This is a genomic window from Photobacterium sp. HL06 (assembly GCF_059552575.1).
The window spans coordinates 788,646-802,592 of the sequence record NZ_CM183915.1; the positions used below are offsets into that span (position 1 = coordinate 788,646).

A 13,947-nucleotide genomic window follows, 5' to 3' on the forward strand; every position below is an offset into this window, starting at 1 on the left:
CAAGCTAAACCAACAATTGGCTTCCCAGTGCCTTAGCCTGATCATCATCAACCACAGCCTGAACAGAGATATCCATATCGTTGTTCCATTTCAACGCATAAGCCGATATCGCCTCGATATTATCTGATTCACAAATCGCCACACCGGTGCCACTGACCAAATCATGCCAGCGTCCAATCATCTTGATATCGTCTCCCATCATGGCCTGATCCTGTTCTTCGGACAGCTGGGAAAAATGCGCCAGCGTCGGATGAAGCTTGCCTTGATGTAACTGCCAGGTTATTAGAAAAGTCATTATCAGTACCTCATTTAAGCACTGAGGTTAAGTATAGATAAGCGGGCATGATTGGATTAGTTCAATCTCAAACTGAGTCTTGTCAAACCGAGTGCCGCTGAATATAAAACAGTGGCCAATTTTAGTTAACCATACAATGTCCTATGATTAATCATGCGTTATACCAATCTGGATAAGTAGATGGTCTATTTTCCCTCATGAAAAATGATCAGATATTTATGTAGATTGGGATTAGTATCACTTTTTGTTTGTGGAGGATGTATGGCGGTCAAAGACAGGATTGAGTCCACCCCTTCTGGGCATGTGATTAAGCTAACAGAGGCCGAAAGTAAACTATACCCAGGCAGTGGCTGGAAAATTGCCCGCTTTGTGGATGGACAGCTGGTGGAGCTGTTTGATCTATCAGGGGCGGAGATAACACCAAAAACTCAGCAGCAGGAAGTACAAGCAAGAGTTGATGCCGCCTTGCTCTGGGCGCAAAGTGCCGAGGGAGAGCTATGGTCAGTAATGTGTAGCTGCCACCAGCTGACCGGGCCGGAACCCTTCTCGCCGAATAACGCCGATGATATTTCACTGTTGCAGTACCGGCTCGCTAATGACGACATATTCTTCACTATGGAATAATCGGAAAAGGGCCTGCTTTCAGACCCTTTTCTCTATCTCTTTTTTCTCATCTTAAATATCGCCAGAAACAGCAAGGCTGTTATGATCACCGAAGCAATTCCCAGCCCAAATAACACATCATCACTATGCCTAAACGTCTTCAGCACACGGTAGGTCAACAAGGAAAGAATGAAATAAACGGCTATCAATCCAAAGAGTTTAAAGAAATCTAATTCACGTATTTTCTTTAGCATCTTTGCTCTCCCAATATTTCATGAGGCTAATAGCGGTCCCCGTAAGGGCACAGCTATCACCTTATCCTAGCTCGTCAGGTCACGATCTCTAATCAGTATGACCCATATTCAAAGAAACAGGCCTTCTTTCCCCCCTTCAATCGCAACGAGCACCCAACTCTAATGAGCGGTTCCACCCCACATCTTTAACAAAGGTTTCATCGTGGCTAATAAGGATGATGCTGCCCCGATACCCGCATAGCGCCTGCGCCAACATCTGCTTTGATTCAATATCTAGGTGATTGTCAGGCTCATCGAGTAACAGCAGAGTGTCCCCTTGCTGATGGCTAACCACCAACATTGCTATTTTCATCCGCTCACCACCGCTTAACGCAACCACAGGTAACTCCACCCGTTCACGCCGAAAGCCAACACCAGCAGCCATCGTTCGCAGCTCAGTTTGGGCACTATCGGGGCAAAGCCGTAGCAAGTTTTCTAGCACGGTTTGCCCCTCATCAAGCAGGCTAAAATGCTGATCCAAATAACAAAGCTTGGCTTTGCATTTTACCTGGCCGGCCAAAGGCTTAAGTTCTCCGGTAATCGTTTTTAGCAAAGTAGATTTTCCACTGCCATTATTTCCGGTTAGGTGAAGCCTATCGCCATATTGCAGGCTCAGGTTGATCGCTTTACTATCCCCATAGCTAAGCTGCACACCGAGCAGATCAAGAACACCGGAAAGCCGCTTCTCCGAGTGATTCATTACAATCTGCTGTGGTTTTGTTTGTAACTGCTGAGTTTTTAGTTCACCCGCTTTTTGTTCAGCTTTTGAAAGCTGCTGCTCAAACTGTACTTTTCGGGCCGAACCAGACACCTGTGCCGACTCCTTCATGGCATCTAGCAATATCTTAGATTGGCTTCCGGATTGCCTTGCCTTGTTGCCTTGAGCGGCGCGTTGCTGAGCTTTCTCCAAATTGCGTTGATGTTGTTTTCTGATCTGGAGTACCTGTTTCTCCGCGTTTGCCACGGAACGCTCAATAGCGGCCTGTTGCAGCTCCTTCTGCTGGGCATAGAGAGAATAGTTACCGCCATAGTGTCGCATCCCCTTTGCCGTTAGCTCCATGATGCTCGCGGCATGTTCTAGCAGTAGCCGATCGTGGCTGATCAGCAAGATCCCCCCATGATAACTTCCCATTTGCTTCACCAGCCATTGGCGGCCAAGCCGATCTAGGTGGTTTGAGGGTTCATCGAGGATCAAATAATCATAGTCGGCACTGAACAACTGCCAGAGCATCAACCTTGTTAGCTCCCCCCCACTTAAACGGGTACACGACATAAAAGGGTCTGGCGGCAATCCCATCTCCTGAAGCTGAAGGCAAAGCGCTTCCCATGCTCCCCAGTCATCACCAATCAAGTCAAAGTCAGCTTGCTCACAGCTGCCATTTTCGACCCGGATCAACGCGTGTAGCTTATCCGTAACATGGAGAAAATCAGCAATAGAACCCAAGGCCTCCCGCTCGTGGTATTGGGTTATTTGCGGTAAAAAACCCACCTTTGCCTTGCAAACCACGCAGCCAGAATCGGGCATTTTCTCTTGGAGCAATATGTTGGCCAGTACAGATTTTCCTGATCCATTTCGCCCAACCAAACCGGTGATCTGTGCTTCCAACGAGAAGCTCACATTGGTAAATAGCGCATCGCCATTATCATGAAAAACCGCAAGTGACTGCGCAAAAAGTGACGGATGATATAAGGTCATCGAACCTCCTGAAATGATTTCAGGGGCAACGGGCAACTGTCTATATTCAATCAGCTAATCAAGCTTGAATAAGATAAACAAAGAAGGTCGCATATCGGTGAATGCCGCTCGCCTGACGAAGGCGAAAACAGAACACACTAATAAATAGCGAAGACGAAGTTACGCCCACTAACCCTGAGGATCCAAAAATAAAAATAGAAAAGGATGTCAGGTGTTAGTTGTTCATCGTGGCGTAAACTCCTCAAGAAATGATGGCGTTATTTTATACAGTGCCAATTACCATTTTCAATCTTTGTTTCAAAAACAGTTAGAAATCCAAGCTTAAATCACACTTAGGCATAACCAATTCGATCAGCCTTTGCCCTAATTGCGATAACCATCATTCCCAAACCCGGTTAGTTTTTTTACTGTGGACAGCAATAACGACAGTAAATGGAAGTACACGGTTATGCCTTTGCAGGAAAATATCCCCCTTGCCCTCATCGAGGACGATGAAATCGTCCGTCAGGCCACCAGCCAGTGGCTACAGCTGGCGGGTTACCAGGTACTTGAGTTTGCCGATGGGCAATCAGCACTCAGCCAAATCCCCCAGCAATTTCCGGGGATCATTATCAGTGACGTCCGCCTGCCCGATATCGACGGTATGGCTCTACTACCTCAGCTTCTGAGCCGCAACCCTGACATTCCCGTCATCCTGATCACTGGTCACGGTGATGTTGATATGGCCGTCAAAGCGCTTCGCGACGGTGCCTTTGATTTTGTTGAGAAGCCATTCGATCCCGACAGGTTATTAAAAACCGTTGGCCGAGCGCTGGAAACCCGGAAAACCCAGGTCAATACCGAAGAGCGTGAACGTTACCTGGCACAGGCCGAAGGGCTGGAAAAAGTATTGATTGGCCGCAGCGAGGCGATGGTTAACCTGCGCCAGCAGCTGCTAAAGATTGCAGCCATTGATACCAATGTAATCATCTACGGTGAAACAGGATGCGGCAAAGAGCTGGTTTCCCACTGTCTGCATCAGGTAAGCCCACGCAATCAGTATGAATTCGTCCCGCTGAACTGTGCCGCTATTCCGGAAAACTTATTCGAAAGTGAGCTTTTTGGCCACGAAGCTGGTGCCTTTACCGGTGCAGTCAAACGCCGCATCGGCAAGCTGGAATTTGCCCATCGGGGAACCTTGTTTCTCGATGAAGTTGAAAGCATGCCACTCAACATGCAGGTAAAGGTGCTTCGCTCGCTACAGGAAAATACCGTTGAGCGGGTAGGTGGTAATGAGCCGATAAAAATCGATTTACGCGTAGTGGCTGCAGCCAAGGAAGATCTCCACCACCACCCAGAGTTTCGCCAGGATCTTTTTTACCGCCTCAATGTAGCGCAGCTCTATTTGCCGCCGCTTGCAGAACGTGGCGATGATATTTTGCTGCTTTTCGATCACTACACCCATAAGGTCCACAGCGGAACTCGAAAGGCAAGTCCCAGTGATCAGCAGGCTTTGATGAGTTACCCGTGGCCGGGAAATGTCCGCGAGCTCAAGAATGTCGCCACCCGGTTTGCCCTCGACAACACCCTTACGGTTGGGGAGATCTTGGCCTCCCGCCCCAACCTCACCACCGAGCCGTCTAACACAGCATTACCACTGGCTATTCAGGTTCAGAACTTCGAGCGCAAAGTCTTGCATGAAACACTACAGCGTCACAACGGCAGTATCATCGACACCATGGAGGAGCTCGATCTGCCGCGTCGTACCCTCAATCAGAAAATGCAGAAATACGGCCTGTACCGAAGCAATTACACTGAGTAACAGTACAACGCCAAGTCAGAGTTACTCTTAAACCACACATCAAAAAAAAGCGACCTTTCGGTCGCTTTTTCAATAACACCTGTTTATTTAGCTATTAGATAAATGCAAGTATCGGTGAAATACAAAGTAGTATGCCTGTAATAATAATCATATTTGTTGCCATACCTTTATATTTGGCTAAATGAGGTACCTTGTACACCAAATAAGCAGGGATCAAGCAGCCAACCAGGCCAAATACAGGGCTACAAATTGAGGTGAAAGACAGAATTGGGGCATTAATAGCTATCGCTCCCCATGCCAACAAGATGATAAACACAGTAACTAATTTACTTACTAAGTTTTTGTCTATCTGTGATTCTTTGTATTTTCGAAGCATCACGTTCATACATAGGCCTGTACATGCTTCTTTAAATGCCAGGAAGACACCAAAGAATGAAGTCACAACAGCAAAAATATTAATCACGATACCGGCAATTGTCGCCCAGCTTCCTGGGAAGTAGTGCGCAATGATAGCAAGTGCCGAGATATTTTTGTTCATTGCCTCCGCTGCCTGCTCCTGGCTAATTGCAAAGGTAAAAGACACCGCAAAGAAAAATACAATAACAAACAAGATAGCAAAAGCGATTTTCATTGCACGTGACGCTTTATAGCGTGCAACCTCTATTGATTTTTCATGAGAACGGTATGAAATCACCATAGGGCTTAATGACTGGATGAAAAGGATAGAAGTCAAAGTGAATGGCAATGTGATTATCGCATCTTTCAGCATTGAACCCCACTCGCCCACCTGAGGAATATTTGCACTATCCCAACGTGCAATTAACAACACCCCCATAATAGCAACGAGTGACAAAACCGTAACAGCCATAAATCCAGACAGCTTAAATAGCAGTTTTTCTCCTTTAGAGCCAATAAATGACAATACACAAATCAGAGCTAAACCATAGAATGCATTGTCATTGAGGTGCCCTTCAGTTATCCCAAAAGAATGAAGGTATGAAGCACTATCATTAGTCACTGCAAGGGAATAAACCAATACCCATATAACCAGCATCACGAAGTATAAAGCCCCTAATGCCATCCCCCAGTTCTTACCTAGGTATCCTGTGATCACACCAGGATAATCCGTACATTCTTTAGACTCCGCCAGCGTATTTATAAACAGTTTTTGAAAAAGGTACATTGCTGGGTAGCCTATAACAGACGACAGCAGGAAGACCCACAACCCCATCACCCCAACCTGAACAGGAAGGAAAACAATTCCGGCTCCAATTGCCATACCGATACTCATGACAATCCAACCAATATCAACACTGTCGAACTTAATTGCCTCCTTCCATTCTGTTTCTGTCATATTGGCTTTTTTATGTAACTCAGGTTTCCCCATGTCGATAACGGTCGTACCAGCATTGAGTTGCTCACTCATATTGTGCTCCAATATTTTGTAGGTATTAATTAGTAAGATTTTTATTATTTTTCACATCACACCTCATGCATTAACATTACGATGATAATCCACGCAACTTATCAACATAATTTGCACTTCGGCTTGGGATTAATTGGAAGCATACGCTCGGAAGAAGAGAAAAAAATTGCAAAATTCTATGACAATCTATAATAAATGAAATATTTTTCCCCATTAAGCATTCACGCATAAAATAATTTTCTCCAGTTTGATTCAGGTTGGTTTTGAGTTATTTTTATCATGGGAAATTTATGATCCAATTCAAATAACTAATAAAATCACTTTGTAATAAACATCACTTAAGGGCGTTAAAAACAAGACAAGCTTCACAAATTTATTATTGGCGCTAAATGAGGGGGGATGAAAATGTAGAATTTTAGAAGATGGATTATTTCCAATGAGAATAGAAAGATGATTTCCCCGAATAAAAAATAAGCAAAATAAGAACAAACGGTAAATTTAAAATCTTACTTTTTATTTATAGTGGTAAAAATTCAAGTTATAAAAAAACCCGCAAGATGCGGGCTTTATATTTCGAAATATGTAAATTACTGAGCGACAGCGATCACTTCAATTTCTACTTTGGCATCTAGAGGAAGGCGAGCAACTTCAACACAGCTCCGAGCCGGACAGCTATCACCAAAGAAGGCTGCATACACTTCATTTACAGTACCAAAATCATTTAAGTCTTTTACAAATACTGTTGCTTTTACAATATCCGCTTTTGTCAGACCCGCAGCATTGACAATTGCTTCAACATTAGCCAGCGATTGCTGTGCCTGCGCCGCAACATCTTCTGGCATTTTTCCAGTTTCTGGATCTAACGGTAACTGACCAGAGGTATATAGCATATTGCCGAATTTTTTCGCTTGTACATACGGGCCAACTGCCGCAGGCGCTTTATCTGTATTAACTGTTTCTACCATGATGCCCTACTTTCGATATTGTGTAATTGAGGAAAAAGCGATAGCTCACCGCTCTTTATCGCTTAAAAGTAATATACGGCTTCAACAGGGGAAATCCTTCACTTTTATTACTATCAAATCACAACAAAATAGAAAATATTTCTCCAAAAATTCCGATACTCGCTGAGTCGTTATAGACATCACGTTTTTATAAGCAAACAACCTTGTTCAAATAGGGCCACTATTGTTCTCGAAAATCGTAGTAGGCAGTTTTTTGCCTATTGCTAAACCATCAATTTGTTAACCACCTCACATAAGCCCCATCAAAACCGAAACAAACCATTAACAACCAGCCACAATACATTCCAGCAATAGGCGAGATCTTGCTTACTGCCTGATCCGCTAAATAAGCAAGATCTTGCTCATTTATAGCACATTAAAGTTAAATTTCTTTATATTCAAAAGCTTAAAAAGTGGCATTCGACTTGCTATATGTAAATCACTCATCGGTATCCCTACACGGAGCGTATAAAAATGTTAAAAAAGGCACTGATTAAATCACTCGTTGTTGCAACCACTACCATGGGACTATTCGGGGGAGCTGCACATGCTGCTGACAACCGTAGTTATATCCTGGCAACGGCGTCAACTGGCGGTACTTACTACCCTGTCGGCGTTGCCCTTGCCACGCTAAGCAAAATCAAGCTTGAGCCAAAGCACCAGTTTTCCCTTGCTGCAATCAGCTCTGCGGGTTCAGGTGAGAACGTCAAGCTGCTCAACGAAAACGAAGCGCAATTTGCCATTCTGCAAGGGTTGTACGGTGCCTGGGCATGGAATGGGGAAGGACGTTTTGAAAAAAGCGGCCCGCAAAAGCAGTTACGTTCAGTGACCATGCTTTGGCAAAACGTCGAGCACTTTGTGGTTCGCTCTGATATGGCGAAAACAGGCACCGTTGCCGACTTGACGCAAATGGAAGACAAGAAGTTTTCTATCGGCAAGAAAAACTCAGGTACTGAAGGCTCAGGCCGCCAGATCATGTCAGGCTTGGATATCAACCCAGATACGTTCAACCTCGCTTACCTTGGCTACGGTGCCAGTGCAGATGCAATGCAGAATGGTGCGATCGATGGCATGAACACACCAGCAGGTGTACCAGTAAGCGCCGTCACCCGCGCATTTGCCGCAATGGGCGAGAAAATCCAAATCCTGTCGTTCACCGACGAGCAGATCAAGCAAGCCAACAGTGAATACAGCCTGTGGACCAAGTTTACAATCCCGGCCAATACCTACCCGGGCCAGAGCAAGCCTGTAACGACCATTACGCAGCCAAACTTCCTTGTTGTGCGTGAAGATATCTCAGATGATGATGTCTACCTGCTCACCAAGGCTATTTACGAGAACCTGCCGTTCCTGAATAGCATCCACAAAACCACCAAGGTGATGGCTGTTGAAAAAGCCATTGATGGCCTGACAGTGCCGCTACACCCGGGTGCCGCACGCTACTACCAAGAGATGGGGATCAATGTTCCTTCTCACCTGATTGCACAGTAATCGTAAATCAATCGATATCTCGCAGCACAGGACGTGCTGCGGGTTTCGTGGAGCATTATTATGAGCAATTCCACCGAACAAGAATTACAGCAGTTTGAACTGCCGACACGGACAGATTTCCCTTGGCTGACCACCACCATCACCGTGATGGGCGTACTACTCTCGGTTCTTCATATCTGGTTCAACACGCTCGCCACTCTCCCAGAGCTCTGGGTCTCGGCCACTCACTTTGCAGGTTTCGCAATAATCTGTGCCTTATGGTATCCGGCACACCAAAGTCTGAAACGCAGTAAAATTGCACTTGGTTTCGATCTCCTTATCGCCTTTGGTGCCCTGGCCTGTTTGCTGTATATCCCCTTTGCCGAAGACGCGCTTTACGAGCGAGGCGTGAAATTTATCGCCAGTGACTGGTTCTTCGCCATTCTGGCGATTGTGATTGTACTGGAGCTGATCCGCCGCACGATTGGATGGTTTATTCCAGTCCTGATTGTGCTGTGCCTGAGCTATGTCGTGGTTTGGGGACAATGGGTATCAGGGATCTTCCACTTTCCCGGCCTGAGCTTTGAAACCCTGCTCTATCGGAGCTTCTACAGCTCGGAAGGCATGTTTGGCTCGATCTCGCGGATCAGCTGGAGCTTTGTCTTCATGTTTATTCTGTTCGGTGCATTTTTAGTGCGCTCTGGGGTCGGTGACTACATTATTGATGTCTCACGCGCTGCCGCAGGCAAAATCATTGGTGGTCCGGGTTTTATTGCCGTTATCGGCTCTGGGCTAATGGGATCTGTCTCAGGATCCAGTGTTGCCAACACCGTATCCACTGGCGTCATTACCATTCCACTGATGCGCAAAGCTGGCTTTCCCGCACGCTTTGCCGCCGGGGTTGAAGCCGCTGCCTCTACCGGTGGGCAGTTAATGCCGCCGGTTATGGGGGCCGGGGCCTTTATAATGGCCTCCTATACCCAGGTTCCCTATGTCAATATCATTGCCGTCTCAGTGGTTCCGGCCTTGATTTACTTCCTGTCGGTCGCCTTCTTCGTACGTATTGAAGCCAAACGCAGCGGTGTCCATCAGGTTACCGCCACCTCCGAACCTTTCTTAAAGGTACTACTTTCCGGTTGGCATAACCTGATCCCACTTGGTGTACTCGTCAGCCTGCTGGTGAGCGGCTTTACCCCCACCTACGCGGCCGGATTATCAATCATTTCAGTAATTGTCGCTTCCTGGCTATCACCCAATAAGATGGGGCTAACGGCCATCATCGAAGCAATGGCGCAAGGTGCCCGTAACATGGCAACCACTGCCGTACTACTGGTTGGTATTGGCCTGGTGATCAACGTGATCAGTACAACAGGTATTGGCAATACCTTCTCGCTGATGATTAATGAATGGGCCAATGGCAGCCTCATCGTGATGCTGGTACTGATCGCCCTGGCTTCACTGATCCTTGGGATGGGACTGCCTGTTACTGCCGCCTATATCGTACTGGGAACACTGTCGGCTCCGGCGCTCTACAAACTCCTGGCCGAAAGCCAGATCCTCGATATGATAGTTAACGGTCAACTGCCAGAGCAGGCGCAGGCGATATTCATGCTAGCAGCGCCGGATCAGCTATCTGCCCTGACTCAGCCAATGAGCTTGGACAAGGCCCAAGCATTGCTGGCCTTAGTACCGGCTGACTTCATGGGTACACTGCTGGAACAAGGCCTAGGCCTTGAGAAAGTCGGGTTGGCTCTGCTGTCTGCCCACTTGATCATCTTCTGGCTATCCCAGGACAGTAATGTGACTCCCCCTGTCTGCCTGACGGCGTTTGCCGCCGCAACAATTGCCAGAACCCCACCAATGCGAACGGGCCTGACGGCGTGGAAGATTGCCAAAGGCTTGTACCTTGTTCCTCTGTTGATTGCCTACACTTCCCTTGTTAGCTGGGACTGGGTATCCGTTGTCACCGTCGGCTTTTTTGCTACCGTCGGCACCTATGCCCTAATTGGGGCGATTGAAGGCTATCTCGAGGGCAAGATTAACTTGTTCCTCCGAGGCTTACTTGCCACACTAGGGTTAATCTTGGTATGGCCTGACATGCCGATCGCAGCCCGGATCATTGCCACCGTCGTTTTCGTGGTCCTGTTTATCTATAGCGGCCGCAAAGAGCACCAGCCGGAACTGGCTGCCTCACCGTCATCCCAGTCATGACAAGGTATAGGAATCACGTCACCCAGAGCGGGTCGATCTGGGTGCAAATAGGGAGTTTTGTCTGTGAATAAGATTTACGATTACATAATTGTCGGTGGCGGCATCGTTGGCATCTCAACGGCCTGGCAGTTGCAGCAACGTTACCCAGATAAGTCCATTCTGGTCGTTGAAAAAGAAGACGGTCTTTCACGTCACCAAACAGGCCATAATAGCGGTGTCATCCATGCCGGAGTCTATTATGCACCGGGCAGCCTGAAGGCAAACTTCTGCAAAGCCGGAGTTGAACACACGCTAACATTCTGTAAAAAGCACAACATCCCCGTCGAAAACTGCGGTAAGTTGCTGGTAGCAACTGACGAACTAGAACTTGAACGCATGCAGGCGCTTTACGAGCGCTGTCAACAAAATGGCATTGATGTTGAGTTACTCGACCAAGATGCGCTAGCTGAAAAAGAGCCCAATATTACCGGACTAGGCGCCATATTTGTTGCTGCAACAAGCATCGTCAACTATCGCCTGGTTACCGAAAAAATGGCCGAAGAGTTTATTCAGATCGGCGGCGAAATATCACAACGCACCGAAGTGGTCGCATTATCTGAAACAGCCGAACAAATTACGGTCAGCTGTAAAAGTGATGGCCAACCTTTCCAGCTCGATTGCCGCTTCTTGATTTCCTGCTCCGGCCTAATGGCCGATCGTCTGACCCAAATGCTAGGTATCGAAACTGATTTTCAAATCATTCCGTACCGGGGTGAATACTACCGCCTGGCACCGAAGTACAACCAGATAGTCAATCATCTGATCTACCCAATCCCTGATCCTGATCTGCCTTTCCTCGGCGTGCACCTGACCCGGATGATCGACGGTACGGTCACTGTCGGCCCCAATGCCGTACAGGGCTGGAAGCGGGAAGGTTATAGCCGGATCAACATTAGCCTGAGAGACATCAAAGATATGATCCAGTTCAGCGGCTTCTGGAAAGTTACGGCTAAGCACCTGAAAACCGGCCTAATAGAAACCAAAAACTCATGGTGGAAACCGGGCTATCTCAAACTGGTCAATAAATACTGCCCGCAAATCAAAGCCAGTGATCTTGAACCCTATCCTGCGGGGATCCGGGCACAGGCAGTGCTAAAAGACGGCACCCTGGTTCACGACTTCCTGTTTGCCGAAAGCCCGCGTAGCCTGCATGTATGCAATGCGCCGTCTCCAGCGGCAACCTCAGCCATCCCTATCGGTGACTACATCTGCAATAAAGTAGCGCAAAAGGTGGCTGATGCCCCAAAGGAAGGTCAAACTGAGCCTGTCGCAGAGCCCGCTTAGTTTCGCTTTTTAGATAAACTCCCTAACAACAACGCGCGTAGGCAATCTTCGCGCGTTTTTCTTTTTCGCCGTTACACTCAATAAATAACAGTTTGATATCCACATAGGAACTGAGCATGAAACGCAAATCCATCAACCCTACGGACTGGGGGCTACAATGGAGCATGGATCAGGCTGAAGTGGTTCAAGGCGGAACAAAACACCTTCGCTGCTCAGGGCAGATATCGGCACTCCCTGCGCCTGATTGTGAGTTGGGCTTTGTCGTCATATCACCTAACGAACTTCGCGGCCAGATAGAATGTACGTTATCGAATATTGATGCCGTGCTCAGCAAAGCCGGTATGGATCGTAGCAATGTGGTATCACTGCGTTTTTTCACCACCGATGTTGATGGATTTCTGGAAAACTATGATGTCTACGCGAACTGGATTGCAGAAGCGGAAACCTGCCCACCTCAGAGTATACTGGGTGTCCAGCGGCTGGTATTACCCGAGCTGATGATCGAAATTGAGATTGAAGCGGAAGCCTAATTTAGAGCAGTCTGCGGGATCAGACTGCCCTACAAGGCTCACCTAAACCTCTGCACTTATCGCTTTTGCACCACCAAGCTAAGCAGCAGCAAGGTGGCCACAGGGAAAACTGAAGCGACCAGCATCCAGCTCCACCCTTGGGTGAACAGGACCATGCCTGCGCCTAAGGAGCCTGTGGCCTGAAAAGCAGTGATAGAAAAATCATTGATTGCCTGAACTTTAAAACGCTCATTGGCCTGATAGGTACCAGGTAACAAGGTAGTTCCGCTGATAAACAAGAAGTTCCAGCCAATACCCAGCAACACTAACGCCCACCAGTAGCTATGGACACTTTGTCCGATAAGTCCGATAGCAATACAGCCAATCATCACCATACAACCCACATAGATCAAACGGTAAGTACCGATGCGCCTAATCAGCAAAGGGGTAATAAGCGAAGGCAAATACATTGCCATAACATGGCTCTGGATCACCCACTTCGCACTCTGGATATCGTGGCCATGGTGCTGCATAGCTAGCGGCGTGGCTGTCATTAGAAATGCCATTACCGCATAGGCAGTTAAACCGGACCCGATCGCAAGCCATAGCAGAGGTTGCTTCAGCACATGGGAAAAAGGACGGCTAGTACCATTAGCTGCACTATCTTCCTTTATGTTGATAGGCTTCATTCCAACCAGCAAGATGAGAGCCCCAACAAGCTCAATCATTCCCAGTGCGCTGTATGCGTTGGCATACTCAGAGGAATAAATCGGGATAAGCTGGCCAACATTGAGCAGCTCCGGGCCAACCACTGCAGCAGCTATTCCCCCGACTAGCACTAGGCTAATAACGCTCGGGTGCTGGCTGGCATTGCTGCAGCTTTCAATCGCAGCAAAGCGATACTGACCAACATACGCCAATTGGGTGCCGAGTAAAAAACAGCACAAAGAAAAGCCCCAGAACGACGCTTGCTCAATGGCTAATCCCGCTGCAAATGCAACACAACTACTAATAAGGGCTGCGGTAATGAAGGCATTTTTCCGTCCGAATTTGTGCTGAATTTTGGCAGATGGAAAAATGTTTAATGAAACACCAATGATCAGGGCTGTTACTGGTATGGTAGAAAGCTCAGGATTCGGATGCAGCTGAGAACCAACAATACCTCCAAGAAACACATTGAGTGCCCCAACAGATAAAACAAAAGGCTGAACAAGAGCGAGTAGCCAGGCATTCCATGGCAGAGATTTCATAAGTGTCCGATATAAATAATTGCAAGCGAAAAACGTATAGAGCTATACGCATGAAGTCAACAGAAG

12 protein-coding genes are annotated in these 13,947 nt (G+C 47.3%); 6 read left to right on the forward strand and 6 right to left on the reverse strand.

Translation table 11 applies throughout. The features are described 5' to 3' along the window. Nucleotides 1-4: 4 nt before the first annotated feature. A complete protein-coding gene (locus tag AC51G0_RS22070) occupies nt 5-295 on the reverse strand; it encodes a DUF3303 domain-containing protein (protein ID WP_496303796.1) in 291 nt (96 codons plus the stop codon). 261 nt (nt 296-556) lie between these two features. Here AC51G0_RS22070 and AC51G0_RS22075 point away from each other — a divergent pair, with 261 nt between their 5' ends. Further along, nucleotides 557-919 (forward strand): hypothetical protein, encoded by a 363-nt coding sequence (locus tag AC51G0_RS22075; RefSeq protein ID WP_496303797.1) that lies wholly within the window; start codon nt 557-559, stop codon nt 917-919. Between the two features lie 32 nt (nt 920-951). On the opposite strand, the gene AC51G0_RS22080 is transcribed toward AC51G0_RS22075, so the two are convergent. Both AC51G0_RS22080 and AC51G0_RS22085 read right to left on the reverse strand, forming a co-directional pair. Continuing rightward, the gene (locus AC51G0_RS22080) at nt 952-1,152 is read right to left on the reverse strand and encodes a hypothetical protein (RefSeq protein WP_496303798.1); all 201 of its coding nucleotides are present in this window, start codon (nt 1,150-1,152) and stop codon (nt 952-954) included. A gap of 136 nt (nt 1,153-1,288) precedes the next feature. Further along, complete coding sequence (locus AC51G0_RS22085) at nt 1,289-2,887, reverse strand: ABC-F family ATP-binding cassette domain-containing protein (protein WP_496303799.1); 1,599 nt, start codon at nt 2,885-2,887, stop codon at nt 1,289-1,291. A 448-nt stretch (nt 2,888-3,335) separates the two neighbouring features. On the opposite strand from AC51G0_RS22085, the gene AC51G0_RS22090 reads away from it, so the two are divergent. Beyond that, complete coding sequence (locus AC51G0_RS22090) at nt 3,336-4,688, forward strand: sigma-54-dependent transcriptional regulator (protein WP_496304176.1); 1,353 nt, start codon at nt 3,336-3,338, stop codon at nt 4,686-4,688. A 94-nt stretch (nt 4,689-4,782) separates the two neighbouring features. Here AC51G0_RS22090 and AC51G0_RS22095 read toward each other — a convergent pair whose 3' ends face one another. Then, entirely contained in the window at nt 4,783-6,075 is a 1,293-nt protein-coding gene (locus tag AC51G0_RS22095) for an SLC5/6 family protein (RefSeq protein WP_496304177.1), read from the reverse strand. A 626-nt stretch (nt 6,076-6,701) separates the two neighbouring features. Continuing rightward, nucleotides 6,702-7,079, reverse strand: coding sequence for a RidA family protein (locus AC51G0_RS22100; protein ID WP_496303800.1), 378 nt, complete (start codon nt 7,077-7,079; stop codon nt 6,702-6,704). Between the two features lie 513 nt (nt 7,080-7,592). Between AC51G0_RS22100 and AC51G0_RS22105 the strand changes: the two genes are divergently transcribed. The 4 genes from AC51G0_RS22105 to AC51G0_RS22120 all read left to right on the forward strand — a co-directional run bounded on the left by AC51G0_RS22105 (nt 7,593) and on the right by AC51G0_RS22120 (nt 12,652). Continuing rightward, complete coding sequence (locus AC51G0_RS22105) at nt 7,593-8,609, forward strand: TAXI family TRAP transporter solute-binding subunit (RefSeq protein ID WP_496303801.1); 1,017 nt, start codon at nt 7,593-7,595, stop codon at nt 8,607-8,609. Between the two features lie 60 nt (nt 8,610-8,669). Continuing rightward, nucleotides 8,670-10,799 carry a TRAP transporter permease gene (locus AC51G0_RS22110; RefSeq protein WP_496303802.1) on the forward strand — a complete coding sequence of 710 codons (2,130 nt, stop codon included), beginning with the start codon at nt 8,670-8,672 and terminating at the stop codon, nt 10,797-10,799. A gap of 63 nt (nt 10,800-10,862) precedes the next feature. Further along, nucleotides 10,863-12,122, forward strand: a complete 1,260-nt coding sequence (gene lhgO / locus AC51G0_RS22115) for an L-2-hydroxyglutarate oxidase (RefSeq protein WP_496303803.1) — start codon at nt 10,863-10,865, stop codon at nt 12,120-12,122. A 116-nt stretch (nt 12,123-12,238) separates the two neighbouring features. After that, on the forward strand, nt 12,239-12,652 hold the full coding sequence (locus AC51G0_RS22120; RefSeq protein WP_496303804.1) for a RidA family protein: 414 nt from the start codon (nt 12,239-12,241) through the stop codon (nt 12,650-12,652). Between the two features lie 56 nt (nt 12,653-12,708). Here the strand turns inward: AC51G0_RS22120 and AC51G0_RS22125 are convergent, their stop codons facing one another. Further along, a complete protein-coding gene (locus AC51G0_RS22125; protein WP_496303805.1) occupies nt 12,709-13,881 on the reverse strand; it encodes an MFS transporter in 1,173 nt (390 codons plus the stop codon). Between the last annotated feature and the right edge of the window lie 66 nt (nt 13,882-13,947).

Coding starts and splice junctions, on each gene's coding strand:
- AC51G0_RS22070 (WP_496303796.1), bottom strand. CDS start 295: ATGACTTTTCTAATAACCTGGCAGTTACATCAAGGCAAGCTTCATCCG.
- AC51G0_RS22100 (WP_496303800.1), bottom strand. CDS start 7,079: ATGGTAGAAACAGTTAATACAGATAAAGCGCCTGCGGCAGTTGGCCCG.
- AC51G0_RS22105 (WP_496303801.1), top strand. CDS start 7,593: ATGTTAAAAAAGGCACTGATTAAATCACTCGTTGTTGCAACCACTACC.
- AC51G0_RS22075 (WP_496303797.1), top strand. CDS start 557: ATGGCGGTCAAAGACAGGATTGAGTCCACCCCTTCTGGGCATGTGATT.
- AC51G0_RS22090 (WP_496304176.1), top strand. CDS start 3,336: ATGCCTTTGCAGGAAAATATCCCCCTTGCCCTCATCGAGGACGATGAA.
- AC51G0_RS22085 (WP_496303799.1), bottom strand. CDS start 2,887: ATGACCTTATATCATCCGTCACTTTTTGCGCAGTCACTTGCGGTTTTT.
- AC51G0_RS22080 (WP_496303798.1), bottom strand. CDS start 1,152: ATGCTAAAGAAAATACGTGAATTAGATTTCTTTAAACTCTTTGGATTG.
- AC51G0_RS22095 (WP_496304177.1), bottom strand. CDS start 6,075: ATGGGGAAACCTGAGTTACATAAAAAAGCCAATATGACAGAAACAGAA.
- AC51G0_RS22125 (WP_496303805.1), bottom strand. CDS start 13,881: ATGAAATCTCTGCCATGGAATGCCTGGCTACTCGCTCTTGTTCAGCCT.
- AC51G0_RS22110 (WP_496303802.1), top strand. CDS start 8,670: ATGAGCAATTCCACCGAACAAGAATTACAGCAGTTTGAACTGCCGACA.
- AC51G0_RS22120 (WP_496303804.1), top strand. CDS start 12,239: ATGAAACGCAAATCCATCAACCCTACGGACTGGGGGCTACAATGGAGC.